Source organism: Paraburkholderia phymatum STM815 (assembly GCF_000020045.1).
GTDB classification, from domain to species: Bacteria; Pseudomonadota; Gammaproteobacteria; order Burkholderiales; family Burkholderiaceae; genus Paraburkholderia; species Paraburkholderia phymatum.
In genome coordinates, this window is record NC_010622.1 from 437,932 (window position 1) to 454,553 (window position 16,622).

At 63.4% G+C, this 16,622-nt stretch carries 11 protein-coding genes; 7 read left to right on the top strand and 4 right to left on the bottom strand.

Going from position 1 to position 16,622, the window contains the following annotated elements; all coding sequences use genetic code 11:
• Nucleotides 1–79 precede the first annotated feature (79 nt).
• From BPHY_RS01920 to BPHY_RS01930, 3 genes are all read left to right on the top strand, one after another.
• Nucleotides 80–2,524, top strand: coding sequence for a 3-hydroxyacyl-CoA dehydrogenase/enoyl-CoA hydratase family protein (locus tag BPHY_RS01920; RefSeq protein ID WP_012399805.1), 2,445 nt, complete (start codon nucleotides 80–82; stop codon nucleotides 2,522–2,524).
• An 11-nt stretch (nucleotides 2,525–2,535) separates the two neighbouring features.
• Complete coding sequence (locus BPHY_RS01925; RefSeq protein ID WP_012399806.1) at nucleotides 2,536–3,735, top strand: acetyl-CoA C-acyltransferase; 1,200 nt, start codon at nucleotides 2,536–2,538, stop codon at nucleotides 3,733–3,735.
• Between the two features lie 176 nt (nucleotides 3,736–3,911).
• Nucleotides 3,912–4,676 carry an enoyl-CoA hydratase gene (locus BPHY_RS01930; RefSeq protein ID WP_012399807.1) on the top strand — a complete coding sequence of 255 codons (765 nt, stop codon included), beginning with the start codon at nucleotides 3,912–3,914 and terminating at the stop codon, nucleotides 4,674–4,676.
• An 18-nt stretch (nucleotides 4,677–4,694) separates the two neighbouring features.
• On the opposite strand, the gene fdhD is transcribed toward BPHY_RS01930, so the two are convergent.
• Nucleotides 4,695–5,516, bottom strand: a complete 822-nt coding sequence (gene fdhD, locus BPHY_RS01935) for a formate dehydrogenase accessory sulfurtransferase FdhD (RefSeq protein WP_012399808.1) — start codon at nucleotides 5,514–5,516, stop codon at nucleotides 4,695–4,697.
• Between the two features lie 116 nt (nucleotides 5,517–5,632).
• Here fdhD and BPHY_RS01940 point away from each other — a divergent pair, with 116 nt between their 5' ends.
• Both BPHY_RS01940 and BPHY_RS01945 read left to right on the top strand, forming a co-directional pair.
• Nucleotides 5,633–6,109 carry a nitrate reductase associated protein gene (locus BPHY_RS01940; RefSeq protein WP_012399809.1) on the top strand — a complete coding sequence of 159 codons (477 nt, stop codon included), beginning with the start codon at nucleotides 5,633–5,635 and terminating at the stop codon, nucleotides 6,107–6,109.
• A gap of 183 nt (nucleotides 6,110–6,292) precedes the next feature.
• The gene (locus BPHY_RS01945; protein WP_012399810.1) at nucleotides 6,293–9,415 is read left to right on the top strand and encodes a sensor domain-containing protein; all 3,123 of its coding nucleotides are present in this window, start codon (nucleotides 6,293–6,295) and stop codon (nucleotides 9,413–9,415) included.
• Nucleotides 9,416–9,472: 57 nt separating this feature from the next.
• On the opposite strand, the gene BPHY_RS01950 is transcribed toward BPHY_RS01945, so the two are convergent.
• Nucleotides 9,473–9,868 (bottom strand): acyl-CoA thioesterase, encoded by a 396-nt coding sequence (locus BPHY_RS01950; RefSeq protein ID WP_041763666.1) that lies wholly within the window; start codon nucleotides 9,866–9,868, stop codon nucleotides 9,473–9,475.
• A gap of 302 nt (nucleotides 9,869–10,170) precedes the next feature.
• Between BPHY_RS01950 and BPHY_RS01960 the strand changes: the two genes are divergently transcribed.
• Nucleotides 10,171–12,066, top strand: coding sequence for an ABCB family ABC transporter ATP-binding protein/permease (locus BPHY_RS01960; protein ID WP_012399812.1), 1,896 nt, complete (start codon nucleotides 10,171–10,173; stop codon nucleotides 12,064–12,066).
• A gap of 76 nt (nucleotides 12,067–12,142) precedes the next feature.
• Here BPHY_RS01960 and murU read toward each other — a convergent pair whose 3' ends face one another.
• The gene (murU, locus tag BPHY_RS01965; protein ID WP_041763234.1) at nucleotides 12,143–12,829 is read right to left on the bottom strand and encodes an N-acetylmuramate alpha-1-phosphate uridylyltransferase MurU; all 687 of its coding nucleotides are present in this window, start codon (nucleotides 12,827–12,829) and stop codon (nucleotides 12,143–12,145) included.
• 23 nt (nucleotides 12,830–12,852) lie between these two features.
• Complete coding sequence (locus tag BPHY_RS01970; RefSeq protein WP_041763235.1) at nucleotides 12,853–13,941, bottom strand: aminoglycoside phosphotransferase family protein; 1,089 nt, start codon at nucleotides 13,939–13,941, stop codon at nucleotides 12,853–12,855.
• Between the two features lie 228 nt (nucleotides 13,942–14,169).
• On the opposite strand from BPHY_RS01970, the gene BPHY_RS01975 reads away from it, so the two are divergent.
• Nucleotides 14,170–16,536 carry an LPS-assembly protein LptD gene (locus BPHY_RS01975; protein ID WP_012399815.1) on the top strand — a complete coding sequence of 789 codons (2,367 nt, stop codon included), beginning with the start codon at nucleotides 14,170–14,172 and terminating at the stop codon, nucleotides 16,534–16,536.
• Nucleotides 16,537–16,622: the final 86 nt, after the last annotated feature.

Sequence of the window (16,622 nt, forward strand, 5' to 3'; positions counted from 1 at the left end):
TCACACCCATGCCGCGCGCCGCTCGTCATAGCACGCGCGCGGCGACTCGCGACACCGCATAACGCCCCGGAGGAACGACGTGAGCAATCTGATCATTCGCAAGGTCGCCGTGCTCGGCGCCGGCGTGATGGGCGCGCAGATCGCTGCGCACCTGATCAACGCGAAGGTGCCCGTGCTGCTGTTCGACCTGCCCGCAAAGGAAGGCCCGAAGAACGGCATCGCGCTGAAGGCGATCGAAAACCTGAAAAAGCTGTCGCCCGCGCCATTCGGCGCGAAGGACGACGCACAATACATTCAGCCAGCCAACTACGACGACGACATCGAAAAGCTCGCCGAATGCGATGTGGTGATCGAAGCGATCGCCGAGCGCATGGACTGGAAGCACGACCTGTATAAGAAGGTGTCGCCGCACATCGGCGCGAACGCGATCTTCGCAACGAATACGTCGGGCCTGTCGATCACCGAACTGTCGAAGGGGTTCTCCGACGAACTGAAGGCGCGCTTCTGCGGCGTGCACTTCTTCAATCCGCCGCGCTACATGCATCTGGTCGAGCTGATCCCGACCGCGACGACCCGCCCGGAAATCCTCGATCAACTCGAAACGTTCCTGACGAGCGTGGTCGGCAAGGGCGTCGTGCGCGCGAAGGACACGCCGAACTTCATCGCGAACCGCGTCGGCATTTTCTCGATTCTCGCCGTCATCAAGGAAGCCGAGAAGTTCGGCCTGCGCTTCGATGAGGTCGACGACCTGACGGGCAGCCGACTGGGCCGCGCGAAGTCGGCGACGTTCCGCACGGCGGACGTGGTCGGTCTGGACACGATGGCGCACGTGATCAAGACGATGCAGGACAACCTCGCGGATGATCCGTTCTTCGCCGTCTACGAAACGCCCGCCGTGCTGACCGGACTCGTGCAGCAGGGCGCGCTCGGCCAGAAGACGGGCGCGGGCTTCTACAAGAAGGAAGGCAAGGCGATCAAGGTGCTCGACGCGAAGTCGGGCAGCTACGTCGACGGCGGCGCGAAGGCGGACGAACTGGTCGGCCGCATTCTGAAGCGCCCTCCCGCCGAGCGTCTGAAGCTGCTGCGCGAGTCGCAGCATCCGCAGGCGCAATTCCTGTGGGCGATCTTCCGCGATGTCTTCCATTACATCGGTGTGCATCTCGAGTCGATCGCCGACAACGCCCGCGATGTCGATTTCGCGATCCGCTGGGGCTTCGGCTGGAGCGAAGGTCCGTTCGAGGGTTGGCAGACGGCGGGCTGGAAGCAGATCGCCGGATGGGTGCAGGAGGACATCGCGGCAGGCAAGGCGCTGTCGAACGCGCCGCTGCCCGCGTGGGTGCTCGAAGGCGCGGTTGCCGAGAAGGGCGGCGTGCATACCGACGAAGGCTCGTGGTCGCCGGCTGAGAAGCGCTTCGTGCCACGCTCGTCGTTGTCCGTGTATGACCGGCAGGTGTTCCGGGCACCGCTTGCGGGCGAATCGAACGGAGGGGGCGCCGATCCGAAGCGCTACGGCAAGACCGTGTTCGAAACGGACGCCGTGCGCGCATGGGTCGACGATCGCGCCGGCGAGAACGATGTCCTGATTGTGTCGTTCAAGAGCAAGATGAACACGATCGGACCGTCGGTGATCGATGGCATCGAAAAGGCCATCGATGCGGCTGAGAAGGACTACAAGGCCGTCGTGATCTGGCAGCCGGCGTCGCTCAAGCTCGGCGCGCCGGGCGGCCCGTTCTCGGCGGGCGCAAATCTCGAAGAAGCGATGCCCGCGTTCATGATGGGCGGCGCGAAAGGCATCGAGCCGTTCGTGAAGAAATTCCAGCAGGGCATGCTGCGCGTGAAGTATTCGAACGTGCCCGTGGTCGCGGCCGTGTCGGGCATTGCGCTCGGCGGCGGGTGCGAGCTGCTGCTGCATAGCGCGAAGCGCGTCGCGCACATCGAGAGCTATATCGGTCTCGTTGAAGTGGGCGTGGGTCTTGTGCCGGCGGGCGGCGGTCTGAAGGAAGCTGCGTTGCGTGCCGCCGAAACGGCGACGCAAGTCGGCGCAACCAGCGATCTGCTCAAGTTCCTGCAGAAGTCGTTCGAGAACGCGGCGATGGCGAAGGTGTCGACATCCGCGCTCGACGCCCGCGCAATGGGCTACCTGAAGCCGTCGGACACGATCGTGTTCAACGTCTTCGAACTGCTCGATACCGCGAAGAAAGAAGCGCGTGCATTGGCGGCTGCCGGTTATCGCGCGCCGCTGCGCGTGACGCAGGTGCCCGTCGCGGGACGCTCGGCGATGTCGACGATCAAGGCATCACTCGTCAACATGCGCGACGGCCGCTTCATCAGCGACCACGACTACCTGATTGCGAGCCGCATCGCGGAAGCGGTGTGCGGCGGCGACGTCGAAGCGGGCAGTCTCGTCGATGAGGAATGGCTGCTGGCGCTGGAGCGTCGCGCGTTCGTCGAGTTGCTCGGCACGCAGAAGACGCAGGAACGGATCATGGGCATGCTGCAAACGGGTAAGCCGGTGCGCAACTGAGGGAGCCTCAAATGACAAAGCAATTGCAGGACGCATATATCGTTGCCGCGAGCCGCACGCCGATCGGCAAGGCGCCGCGCGGGATGTTCCGGAACACGCGTCCGGACGAACTGCTGGTGCACGCGATCAGGTCGGCTGTGGCGCAGGTGCCCGACCTGGACACGTCGCTGATCGAAGACGCGATTATCGGTTGTGCGATTCCCGAAGCCGAGCAGGGCTTGAACGTCGCGCGGATGGGCGCGCTGCTCGCCGGTCTGCCGAGCACGGTCGGCGGTGTAACGGTGAACCGATTCTGTGCGTCAGGCGTCACGGCGCTCGCGATGGCAGCGGATCGCATCCGCGTCGGCGAGTCGGATGTGATGATCGCGGGCGGCTGCGAATCGATGAGCATGGTGCCGATGATGGGCAACAAGCCGTCTCTGTCGCCGCATATTTTCGATCGCAATGAGGACGTCGGCATTGCATACGGAATGGGCCTGACGGCCGAGAAGGTCGCTGAACGCTGGAAGGTGAGCCGGGAGCAGCAGGATCACTTTTCCGTCGAATCGCACCGCAAGGCGGTTGCCGCGCAGCAGGCGGGCGAGTTCGCCGATGAGATCGCGCCGTACGCGATCACTGAGCGTTTCCCCGATCTGGCGACGGGCGAAGTTCGTGTGACGATGCGCGAGGTGGCGCTCGATGAAGGTCCGCGCGCGGATACGTCGATGGAAGGTCTGGCGAAGCTGCGCACCGTGTTTGCGAACAGGGGCACGGTGACGGCGGGTAACAGCTCGCAGACGTCGGACGGCGCGGGCGCGCTGATCGTCGTGTCGGAGAAGATTCTCAAGCAGTTCAATCTGACGCCGCTCGCGCGGTTTGTGAGCTTCGCAGTGCGCGGAGTGCCGCCGGAGATCATGGGGATCGGTCCGAAGGAGGCGATTCCGGCCGCGCTGAAGGCGGCAGGTCTCAAGCAGGACGATATCGACTGGATCGAACTCAATGAGGCTTTTGCGGCGCAGTCGCTGGCTGTGATCAACGATCTTGGGCTCGATGTTTCCAAGGTCAATCCGCTTGGCGGCGCGATCGCGCTGGGTCACCCGCTCGGCGCGACAGGTGCGATTCGCGCGGCAACCGTTGTTCATGGCCTGCGGCGCCGGAAGTTGAAGTACGGGATGGTGACCATGTGTGTGGGCACGGGCATGGGTGCTGCTGGGATTATCGAGCGGGTTTGATGTCTTGCTCGCGGCGCGGCCCTGCCCTGCCAGTTTTTGAGCTGGCATCCGATTTGCGATGGATGCCGGCGCAAGGGCCAACCGCGTGCGCCAGCGCAGGAAAAGGCAAAACACCCGCTTCGCCGGGGAAAGCATTCCACCCGCTTCGCGGAAAGAAGCACACCAAGGAGACAAAAGTGGAAATCGAACTGACCCGCACGCTCGACGTGCTAACGATCACCTTCAATCGCGCAGAAAAGAAAAACGCGATCACGGCGGCGATGTATCAAACGATGGCCGACGCGCTGGTCGAAGCGCAAACCGACACCGCCATCCGCGCGGTGCTCCTCCGCGGGCGCGCGGGCATCTTCAGTGCCGGCAACGATCTCGAAGATTTCATGAAGCAGCCGCCCGTCGGCGAAGACGCGCCCGTGTTCCAGTTCCTGCGCGCGATCAGTTCGGTGGAGAAACCGCTGGTGGCATCGGTAGCGGGCGCCGCCGTCGGCATCGGCACGACGCTGCTCCTGCACTGCGATCTCGTCTACGCCGCCGACTCCGCGACGTTTTCGCTCCCATTCGCACAGCTCGGCCTGTGCCCCGAAGCTGCGTCGTCGTTATTGTTGCAGCGCGTGGCCGGTTATCAGGTAGCGGCCGAAAAGCTGATGCTCGGCGAACCGTTCGACGCGAAAGAAGCGTATCGCATGGGCTTCGTGAACCGTCTGCTGCCCGCCGACGAAGTCGATGCGTTCGCGCTCCAGCAGGCACAGAAGCTGGCGGCGCTGCCCGCGTCGTCGCTGCGCGTCACCAAGCAGATGATGAAGCGCGCCGCGCAGCACGAAATCCAGACGCAAATGACCGACGAAGCCGTGCACTTCGCGAAGATGCTGCTCGCGCCCGAAGCAAAGGAAGCGTTCAAGGCGTTCTTCGAGAAGCGCAAGCCCGACTTCCGCCAGTTCAGCTGAGCGCACAAGAAGCAGGTATCAGACGGTGTCGTAATCGACGTAACTCGACTCGCGGCAGAAGCTCACCAGCCGCACGCCCGCTTCGCGTGCAATCGTGATGGCCAGCGACGACGGCGCCGAAATCGTCGCGACCATCGGAATGTCGACGCGCGCCGCCTTGCGCACCAGCTCGTAGCTCGCGCGGCTCGACAGGAAGACGAAGCCATCCCGCGTGTCGACGCGATCCAGCGACAGACGCCCGATCAGCTTGTCGAGCGCGTTGTGACGGCCCACGTCCTCGAACGCGTAGCGGATCGCACCCGTCGCGTCGCACCACGCGGCCGCGTGCAGGCCGCCCGTCATCTTCGTGAGCGCCTGGTGCGCGGGCAATCCCTTCGCGGCACGGGCGATCGCATCGGGCGCGAGGCGCTGCAGAAAGCCGGTGTCGGGCACGCGTTCGGGCGTCAGATCGAGCAGATCGATGCTTTCAATCCCGCACACGCCGCAGCCCGTGCGTCCCGACAGCGCCCGCCGCTTTTCCTTCAACGCGGCGAACGCCTGCTGCACGACGGTCAACTGCACCTCGGCATGCGGTAGCTTGCCGTCACGAAACTCGACCTCGATGTCCTGAATGTGCGCGCCGCGCTCGACGATCCCTTCGGAAATCGCAAAGCCGACCGCGAACTCTTCAAGGTCGCGCGGCGTGCACATCATCACTGCGTGCGAAATGCCGTTGAAGACGAGCGCGACGGGCCATTCCTGGCCGACATGATCGGCGACGCTTTCGACCGCGCCGGCGCGGTGACGGCGCACTGCCTGTTCGACGATGCCCGGCTGTTCGCCCGTATCCAGTTCGTTCACCTGCTGACTCCTGCGCTAAAGAAGCGACCCGGCCCAAGGCCGCGACGTCGCGAATTAGGTTCTAAAATACCCCAGACCGGCATAGCGCGTTGGCCGCCGACTAAGAGGAATCTGTCATGGGACTCAATGAAGCGCCCCTGATGTTCAATTTCGAGGTTGAATCGTCGGAGAATTTGAAATTTATCCCGATGGTCGTTCGATTCAATCTCGACCGTTTCGGGCTGCGGATTTCGCTCGAACAATGGCAGATGCTGCCGCACGAAGACCGCGCGTTGCTCGCGCGCTTTCCCGTCGACGACGATACGGCGATCGAGCCGAACTTCGATCATGCCCTGTTCGAGATGCTGCGCACCCACGCGAACGTCGAACCCGAATGGTTCACGCCCGAGGATAACCCGGCATGGCGGAACACGGCAGTCGTGCCGGAAACCGTGCTGAACCAGGCGGAGCTTGCGGATCTTGCTGCGCCGAGCGCAGCGCAATGGGCGCAGCTGGAGCCGTTTCAGCGGTATGTGCTGGCCAAATTGTCGCGTAAGGCGGCAAGCAACCACGATTTCTTGCCGGCGATGAAGGAATTCGGGCTCGCAGGCTAAATCGGGCGCAAGATTTTTTCGCGTTTCGCCCTCAATCTGTTCCGAACGCTGCCGTTATCCAAAGGTTGGCGCGTAAAGCGCTGCGCCCGGCAGCGCCTGTATCGCTCGCGTCGCGCGTGCGCCGCCCCGTGAACGGCTTTGACGCGCGCCCCCGCCTGCAGGATCGAACGACGTTCGGAACCTATGATCTCTTTTCTATCGAAGCGGCTGCTGATCAATCTGGCCGTCGTCGCGGCTGCCGTCGGCGCGAACGCGTTCGTCGCGTACACGCAGATCTGCGGACAGCGCGACGCCGATGCGCGCACGGCCCGTTCGACGGCCATCCGTCAGAACCTGGAGGCCTATCGCTCGACGCTGGAGGACGGCCTCGACGTGCTCGGGCGCTACGAGGCCTCGGCCCAGCCCGCGCCCGCGAATACCGTGGGGAGCATGTCCGCGTCGCTCGCGCAGATCGACCGGTCGCTGCATAAGCAGCTTGCGGACCAGCCGGGCGTCGGCGGGGCGCTCGATGCGCTCACGGTCAGCGGCAACCGCCTGCAGCAGGACATCGCGGCCGCGCTTGCGAAAACCACGGCGCCCGAGCAGGACGGCTCACGCGCCTGGGCCGCGCAGACCTACACGCGCCTCGGCATGGAAGTCGACCGCCTCGAAGCGCATATGGAACAGTTGCGCGCGCAGGAAGATCGCGCGCTGAAAGCGGCGCTCGACGCGTCGATGCGCGATTCGCGCTACGCGATGCTGTTTCTGGTCGTGACGATGCTCGCGGGCAGCGGGCTGCTGATCTACACGTTCGGCGCACGGGAAAACGTCGCGCGGGAAAAGCTGCGCGTCGCGCGCACGCTGCACCGGAGCGACGAGCGCTTTCGCGGGCTGTTCGAGCAGCATCCCGTGCCGATGTATATCTTCGACCGCGACACACTGCGCTTTCTCGCCGTGAACGCGGCGGCCGTCCAGCAATACGGCTACTCGGAGAGCGAGTTTCTGGCGATGACGGTGCGCGCGATCCGCCCGCACTCCGAGGTCGCGCGACTCGAAACCCATCTGCAGCGCAGCGACGTGACGCCGGGCGGCCCGCGCACGATGGCGGGCGTCTGGCATCACCGGCGCAAGGACGGTTCGCAGATCAGCGCCGACATTTCGTATCACGCGATGACGTTCATGGGCCGGCCCGCGCTGTTCGTGCTGGCCGACGACGTCACCGAGCAGATCAACGCGGAAGCCGAAGCGCAGCGTTCGAACCAGATGCTGGAAACGGTGATCGACAATATTCCGCAGCGCATTTTCTGGAAGGACAAGGAGCTGCGCTATCTCGGCTGCAACATGGCGTTCGCGCGCGACGCGGGCCTCGCCTATCCCGAGCAGGTGATTGGCAAGCGCGACGAGGACATGCCGTGGCGCGCGTTCGCCGAGGCGCTCGGGCGCCAGGATACCGACGTCATGTTGTCCGGCGTGCCGAAGATGAACTACGAAACCGACCTGGTGATCGACGGCGTGCATCGCACGACGGTGACGAGCAAGCTGCCGTTCACCGACAGCGACGGCCGCGTGATCGGCGTGCTCGGTTCGTACACGGACATCACGGAGCGCAAGCGCGCCGATCTCGCGCTGCGCCTGCAAAGCCGCGCGCTCGATGCGAGCGTCAATGCGATCCTGATCACGGAGCCATCGAAGGAAGGCAACCTGATCGAATACGTGAACCCGGCGTTCAAGCGCATCACGGGCTACGATCCGCAGGAAGTGATCGGCCAGGACTGCCGCCTGCTGCAGCGCGACGACCGCGATCAGGAAGGCATTGCCGCGATCCGTCAGGCGCTCGCGGCAAACCGCGAAGTGAGCGCGGTGCTGCGCAATTACCGCAAGGACGGCGCGCTGTTCTGGAACCAGCTCTATATTGCGCCCGTGCCCGACGCGGACGGACAGACCACGCATCACATCGCCGTCATCAACGACGTGACCGCGCTCATCCGCTACCAGGAACAGCTCGAATATCAGGCGAACTACGACAGCCTCACGCGCCTGCCTAACCGCAACCTGCTGCGCGACCGCCTGCAACATGCGCTGATCGTCGCGCAACGGCATCACAAGGGCGTTGCCGTCGTGTTCATCGATCTCGACGGCTTCAAGAACGTCAACGACAGTCTGGGTCACAGCGTCGGCGACCGGCTGCTGTCGGTGGTCGCGGATCGTCTCGCGCGTTGCGCGCGGGCGAGCGATACCGTCGCGCGTCATGGCGGCGACGAGTTCGTGATCGTGATGACGGATACCGTCGACGAGCAGTCGCTCATCGCGTGGATGGAACGCGTGCGCGCGTCGATTTCGGAGCCCGTGTGGCTCGACGGCACGGAGTTGTACGTCGGCTGCAGCATGGGCGCGAGCCTCTTCCCACAGGACGGCGACGACGCCGAAACGCTGATGAAGAAGGCCGATCTCGCGATGTACCGCGCCAAGGACATGGGCCGCAACACGTTCCAGTTCTATCAGCCGGAAATGAACGTATCGGCGGGCGCGCGGCTGAACCTCGAGCGGCGCCTGCGCCGGGCACTGCGCGACAACGAATTCCTGCTGCACTATCAGCCGCAGGTCGATATCGAAACGGGCCAGGTGGTCGGCATGGAAGCGCTTGTGCGCTGGCACGATCCCGAAGTGGGTCTGATTCCGCCGTCGCAGTTCATTCCCGTCGCCGAAGAAAGCGGGCTGATCGGGCCGTTGTCGGAATGGGTGCTGCGCGAAGCGTGCCGTCAGAACAAGGCGTGGCAGGACGAAGGATTGCCGCCCGCACGCGTGTCGGTGAACCTGTCGGCGCGCCAGTTCCAGCAGCGCGACATCGCGAAGCTCGTGATGCAGGTGCTGGAGGAGACCGGCCTCGATCCGCAATACCTGGAGCTCGAACTGACCGAGAGCACCATCATGCGCAATGCGGAAGAAGCCGTGTCGATGCTCAACGAACTGCACGCGCTTGGCATCGGCCTCGCAATCGATGACTTCGGCACGGGCTATTCGAGCCTGAGCTACCTGAAGCGCTTCCCGGTGGACCGCTTGAAGATCGACAGATCGTTCGTGTCGGATATCGGCGAATCGTCGGATGACGAGACAATCACGTCCGCGATCATCGCGCTCGCGCACTCGCTGAATCTGCAGGTGATCGCCGAAGGCGTGGAGACGTCGACACAGCTCGACTTTCTCAAGGAGCGCGCATGCGACGAAATGCAAGGCTATTTCTTCGCGAAGCCGCTGCCGCACCACGCGATTCCCGGCATGCTGCAGCGTGGCTCGCAGAGCCCGGCAATGGAGACGGCGGACGTGTGAGCGTCCGCTTGCCGCTCGCGTTTGAAGGGCGCGCTGCAACGGGCGCGGCGCGCGGCGTCACTCCAGCGGCGGCAATGCGCGCGGGCGGCGATCGGTGTCGGTCGCGACATAGGTGAGGGTCGCTTCCGTGACCTTCACCGTTTCTTCCGCGAGGCTCATACGCTGCGCGTAGACCTCGACCGAGACCGTCACCGACGTGTTGCCCGTCTTCACGATATCCGCATAAAAGCTCAGCAGATCGCCGACGAACACCGGTTGCTTGAACACGAACGAATTGACGGCGATGGTCGCGACGCGGCCGTTCGCGCGACGGCTCGCGGGAATCGAGCCGGCAATGTCGACTTGCGCCATGATCCAGCCGCCGAACACATCGCCATGAACGTTCGCATCCGATGGTTGCGGGACGACGCGCAGCGCGCACGGTTTCTGCGGAAGTTGGAGAGTCTGGGTCATCGGGGCGTCCATGGAATCAATTGAGCCTGCAGCGGGCGCTTTCGCGACGACGGCATGACCGTGACGATTCGAACGGTCAGCGCGGCGAAAGCGGCGCCAGCCGGCTTCTGCGACAATATTGCCTGATCGGGAATTGTACGGGAAAGCGTACGCGCGAACTGATCGCGAGTGTCCGCGAGCACATTGTGTTCCGAGCGTTCTAATCTGGCCTGATGGCTCGCTCCCGTGTTCCTGGCGCTACCGCCCGTCACATTCCCCATGAGTCACGCGTCAAGCGTGCAGGCAATCCCACAATACAAATCATGCGTCGCTATTCCGCTTCGTCCGAACCGTCGCCGATCTCGAATTTGCCGCGCAACGACTGGCAAACCATCGTCTCGCTGCTGCCTTATCTCTCGACGTACAAGTGGCGCGTCGTGTTTGCGCTCAGCTGCCTGATCGGCGCGAAGGTTGCCAATCTCGGCGTGCCGATCGTGATGAAGCACATTGTCGACAGTCTCGCTTCCGTGCAGCATCTGACGGCGCTCGGACGCGCGACGAATGCGCCCGGTATCGTGCTGCTCGGCGGCGTGGGGCTGCTGGTAATCGCGTATGCCGTCGTGCGCCTGTCGACGTCGCTCTTTACGGAGTTGCGCGAAATTCTCTTCTCGAAGGTGACGGAAAGCGCGGTGCGTCAGCTTGCGCTGAAGGTATTCCGGCATCTGCATTCGCTGTCGCTGCGCTTTCATCTTGAACGGCAGACGGGCGGCATGTCGCGCGACATCGAGCGCGGCACGCGCGGCATCACGCAGCTGATCTCGTATTCGCTGTACAGCATTCTGCCGACGCTCGTCGAATTCGGACTCGTGCTGGGTTTTTTTATCGTCAAATATGAGGCGTACTACGCGATCGTCACGGCGATCGCGCTGGTGGCGTACATCACCTACACGGTGAAGGTGACCGAGTGGCGCACGCATTTTCGCCGCACGATGAACGAACTCGATTCGAAGGCGAACTCGCGCGCGATCGATTCGCTGCTGAACTACGAGACGGTCAAATACTTCAATAACGAAGAGTGGGAAGCGCAGCGCTACGACGAAAACCTGAAGCGTTACCGGGCGGCCGCGATCAAGTCGCAGAACTCGCTGTCGGCGCTGAATTTCGGGCAGCAGGCGATCATCGGCACGGGGCTCGTGTTCATCCTGTGGCGTGCGACGCAAGGCGTGATGGCGGGTCGCCTCACGCTCGGCGATCTGGTGCTGATCAACACGTTCATGCTGCAGTTGTATATTCCGCTGAATTTTCTCGGCGTCGTGTATCGCGAACTGAAGCAGAGTCTCACCGATATGGACCGCATGTTCACGCTGCTGGGCGCCGCGCGCGAAGTGCCCGACGCACCCGATGCGGCGCCGCTCGCCGTGCAGGGTGCGCAGGTCAGTTTCGATCATGTGAGCTTCGCGTACGAGCCGTCGCGCCCGATCCTGCACGACGTGAGCTTCACGATTGCCGCGGGCACGACGACGGCCGTCGTCGGTCATAGCGGCTCGGGCAAGTCGACCCTCGCGCGGCTGCTGTTTCGCTTCTACGACCTGGACCGTGCGACGGGTGGCGCGATTCGCATCGACGGGCAGGACATTCGCGATGTCACCCAGGATTCGCTGCGCGCGTCGATCGGCATCGTGCCGCAGGACACCGTGCTATTCAACGACACGATCTACTACAACATCGCGTATGGGCGCCCTTCGGCGACGCGCGACCAGGTGATCGCGGCGGCGCGTGCGGCGCATATTCACGAGTTCATCGAGAGCTTGCCGAAGGGCTATGACACGCCTGTCGGCGAGCGTGGATTGAAGTTGTCGGGTGGCGAGAAGCAGCGCGTCGCGATTGCGCGGACCTTGCTGAAGAATCCGCCTGTGCTGCTGTTCGACGAAGCGACGTCGGCGCTCGACTCGCGCTCCGAGCGGGCGATCCAGCATGAGCTCGATCAGATTGCGCGCGATCGGACGACGTTGATTATTGCGCATCGTCTTTCGACCGTTGTGCATGCGGAGCAGATCATCGTGATGGATAAGGGGCGCATCGTCGAGCGCGGAAATTTTGCTGCTCTCGTGCAGGCGGGAGGCCTATTTGCGCAGATGTGGGCGCTGCAGCAGGAGCGTGCTGCAGCGGCGCATGCGGAGGATGCTGGTGTTGAGGCGCGGGGCGAGGGTGTTGGTTAGGATTCGCCAGCGAAACCGAAGAGCGCAAACATGAAAAGATGAGGAACGCCCGCGCTGAGCAGGCGTAAAAAGCACACTACTTCAAAATCTCATCGAGCGCATGAAGCTGCGCTGGCGTCCCGACGTTCTCCCATAACCCCTCATAGAGTTCACCGGTAGCGCGCCCCATCGCAATCGCCTCGCGATAATAAGGCGTCAAGGCCTGCCGCGTACCCGGCGCGATATCCCGAAACATCCGCGTGTCATATACGCCGATGCTTCCGAATGTGTGCCGCGGCGCGCCCTCGAGCGCCAAACACCCATCAGCGGCCAGCACAAAATCCCCATCAGGATGAAACGAAGGATTCGGCACCATCACCAGATGCATGCCGGGCTCATCCATTGCGGCGAGGCGCGCGATCTTCCCCCGCAAAGCGGAATAATCAAAATCCGCATAGACGTCCCCGGCAACGGCCACGAACACCTCCGGCTTGCCGGCGTCTTCCAGCAACGTCAACGCCTGCGCAATGCCGCCCGCCGTTTCGAGCGCATCGTGCTCTGCGGAGTAGAGCAACGACACGCCATACCGCCCGCCATCGCCAAGCGCGGCTTCCAACTGCTCGCCGAGCCACGCATGATTGATCACGATGCTGGTGAAGCCCGCTCGCGCGAGCCGCTCGATCTGCCATTCGATCAGCGCCTTGCCGCCCACTTTCAACAGCGGCTTCGGACACGTGTCCGTCAATGGGCGCATCCGGTCGCCGCGTCCGGCGGCGAAGATCATCGCTTTGTTCAAATTTTCACCCGTCAGAACGTGTAGCCGACTTCGGCCGCGCGGCCTTCGAGGTCATCGAGCAGTTTCGCAAACGGCGCGAGCGGCCGATAGCGTTCGCACACCCTGCGTGCATAGCCGATGAAGCGCGGCAGGTCGGCCATGTAATGCGGCTTGCTGTCGCGATAGTTGATCCTGCAGAACAGACCCAGCACCTTGATGTGCCGCTGCAGGCCCATCCATTCGAGCTGTCGATAGAACTCGCCGAAGTCGGCATCGACGGGCAGGCCCGCTTTTTTCGCGTGCTCCCAATAATACGCGAAGCAATCGAGTTCGAACGCTTCGTCCCAGCCGATGAACGCATCACGCAGCAGCGACGCGACGTCGTACGTGATCGGGCCGTACACCGCGTCCTGAAAGTCCAGCACCCCGGGATTCGGGCTCGCAATCATCAAATTGCGCGGCATGAAATCGCGCAGCATGAAGACCTGCGGCTGCGCCATCGCGCTCGCGACCAGCAACGCGAAGGTGCGATCTAGCACGCCGCGCGTGGTTTCGTCGACCTCGCGGCCCAGATGCCGGCCGATGAACCATTCCGGCATCAGCTCCATCTCGCGGCGCAGGAAGGCTTCGTCGAACGGCGGCAGCACGTCTTCGCGCGACGCGAGCTGCCAGCGGATCAGCGCATCGAGTGCCGCGCGCATCAGCTGTCTCGCTTCGGCGGGGCTGCTGTCACGAAGCGCGGACAGATACGACTGCGTGCCGAGATCCGTGACGAGCATGAAGCCCGCGTCCAGATCGACTTCGAGCACGCGCGGCACATGCACCCCCGCATCGGCCAGCAAGCCGGCCACCTGCACGAATTCGCGGCACTTTTCGGGCGGCGGCGCATCGACAGCGATCACCGTCGATGCGCCGGCATCCGTCGTCGCGCCGAACCCGGCGCCCCCGCCCGCGACGCGGAAATAGCGGCGAAAGCTCGCGTCGGCGGAAGCAGGCTCGAGGGTGGCAAGGTCCAGGCGATAGCGCTCGGCGTGCGTGCGCAGCCAGCCGTTGAGAAGACCGAGGCGGGTATCCGTCATCGAAGAAGCGGATGTAAGGGAAGAGGCAGGGGAAGGCGTCATGAAAAGCAGGCGACAAAATCGGGGTGGGCAACGTCTTGCCATATAATACCCCACGACTTTTTTGACGCGACTCGCGTCAGTTCTCGCGCATCTCGTTGGATCGCCCGCCTTTACCGCTGCATGAATCGTCAATAGTTGTGCATTCGATGCCCGATTGCACAGGCGGCAACTCGTGACTGATGAACCGGGCACATGAACTGACAGCAGGGCCGATACGCCAAACGATACATGCCGCCCAGACAGCTTTTCCCAATCACTCCTTCCTCTGACGGCCTGCCGCGCAGAAGGCGGCTCGCCGCGGCGCTGATCGCCGTGCCGGGTCTGCTGCCCGCGCTCTCGCACGCGCAGCTGGCGGGGGAGGCGGCGCAGGCGCAGCCGATAGACGCGCCGTGGGGCCTGCGGCTGGCCCCACAACTCGAAGAACATTCGACGCCCGAGGGCCAGAGTCCCGCCACCTTCGTGCTGGGCGACTCGACCACGGGCACGGCCGATCAGGACATTGCCGCGAAGGGTTCCGCAGAAGTCCGTCGTGGCAACTCGGCGCTCAAGGCCGACGCGCTTCATTACGATCAGGATACGGACATGGCCGATGCGTACGGCAATGTTCATCTGTCCGGCAACGGCGCCCGCTTTACGGGCCCCGAAGCGCACATGAAGCTGGAATCGAGCGAAGGCTTCATGACCACGCCGAAGTACCACTTCAACGTGACGGGCGGCTCGGGCAGCGCGGAGCGCGTCGATCTGCTCGACAACGAGCGTTCGGTGTTCACACGCGGCACCTACACGGCGTGCGAGTGCGCAGAAGATCCCGCGTGGTACATCAAGGGTAGCGAGTTCGATTTCGACACGGGCGCCGACAACGGCGTTGCGCACAACGGCGTGCTGTTCTTCCAGGGCGTGCCCGTGTTCGCGAGCCCGTGGCTGTCGTTCCCGCTGTCGGGCGCGCGGCGCAGCGGCCTGTTGCCGCCGACAGCATCGCTCAGTTCGACCAATGGTTTCGAGCTGTCGCTGCCGTACTACTTCAACATTGCGCCGAACCGCGATCTGACGTTCACGCCGCGCATCCTGTCAAAGCGCGGCGTGCAGTTGCAGTCGACCTTCCGGTATCTGTCGCCGACGTATAGCGGTTCGATCACGGGCGAATTCCTGCCCGACGACAAAATCACGCATACGAACCGCTACGCTCTGTACATCCAGCACAACCAGAACTTCGGTTCGGGTTTCGGCGGTTACATCTACTACAACAAGGTCTCGGACAACACCTATCCGGAAGACCTTGCGTCGACGACCAACCAGTTTCTGAACGGCACGCAGCTGCTGTATCAGCAGGAAGCAGGTCTCACGTACAACAACGGGCCGTGGTCCGTGCTCGCGCGCGAGCAGCACTGGCAGACGCTTGCGCCTTCAACCGCGCCGTACGGCCGCGAGCCGCAGTTGAACGTGAAGTACACGAAGTACAACGTCGGCGGCTTCGACTTCGGCGCGGAAGCCGACTACACGCGCTTTCGCATTACGACGGCGGATTCGACGGAAGGCGACCGCGTCGTCTTCAATCCGTACCTGTCATACTCCGTGGTCGGTCCGGGTTACTTTGTCACACCGAAGGTGCAATGGCACTTCGCGTCGTACGACCTGAGCAACATCGGCACGGGTGCGCCCGCGAACCAGCCGAAGAACTTTACGGAATCGGTGCCGACGTTCTCGTTCGACACCGGCCTCATCTTCGACCGGTCGGTGCGAGTGTTCGGCGAGGACTATATCCAGACGCTGGAACCGCGTCTGTACTATGTCTACACGCCGTATCGCAACCAGAGCTTCGCGCCGCTGTTCGACACGGCCGAGTCGGATTTCGGTCTCGCGGAAATCTTCACGCCGAACACGTTTGTCGGTAATGACCGGATCGCCGATGCGAACCGCCTGACGGCCGCGCTGACCACGCGTTTTCTCAACCCGGCGACGGGCGACGAACGCGCGCGTTTCGTGATCGCGCAACAGTACTATTTCCGCGATCAGCGCGTCACGCTGAATCAGACACAGACCACGGAACAGGCAACGCATTCGGACCTGATTCTCGGCGCGTCGCTGAAGCTCGGGGCCGGTTTCGCGTCGGAAACTGCGTTCCAATATAATGCGGACAACAATCAGCTGGTCAAGACCAGTGTCGGCTTCGGGTACAGTCCGGCGTCCGGCAAGGTGATCAACGTCGGCTATCGGTACACGCGCGCCAACACGACGCTCGACAATCAGCCGATCAACCAGCTGCTGATCTCGGGACAATGGCCGCTGATGCACCGTGTTTTCGGCGTCGGGCGGATCAATTACGACCTGAAAGGCCATCGTGCCGTCGACGCGCTGCTCGGCCTGCAATACGACGCGGATTGCTGGACGCTCGGCTTGGGCTTCCAGCGCTACGCAAACGGTGTCAACTCGACGGGCAGCCAGACGGCCGGCACGCGCGTGCTCGCCCAGCTGACGTTCAAGGGGCTGTCGAGCGTCGATAACGGTCTGATGTCGGCGTTCCGCGCAAGCGTGGCGGGCTATCAGCCGCTGCCGCCGCCGCCGCCGCCGGAATCGCAGTTCAACAACTACGAATGATCGGGGCGCGAGTGACCGGGGTCGCGGGGAGCAAGACCGACACCGCGTCGTTCGCAGAACGGAAACGCAACTTGTTGCATGGGATC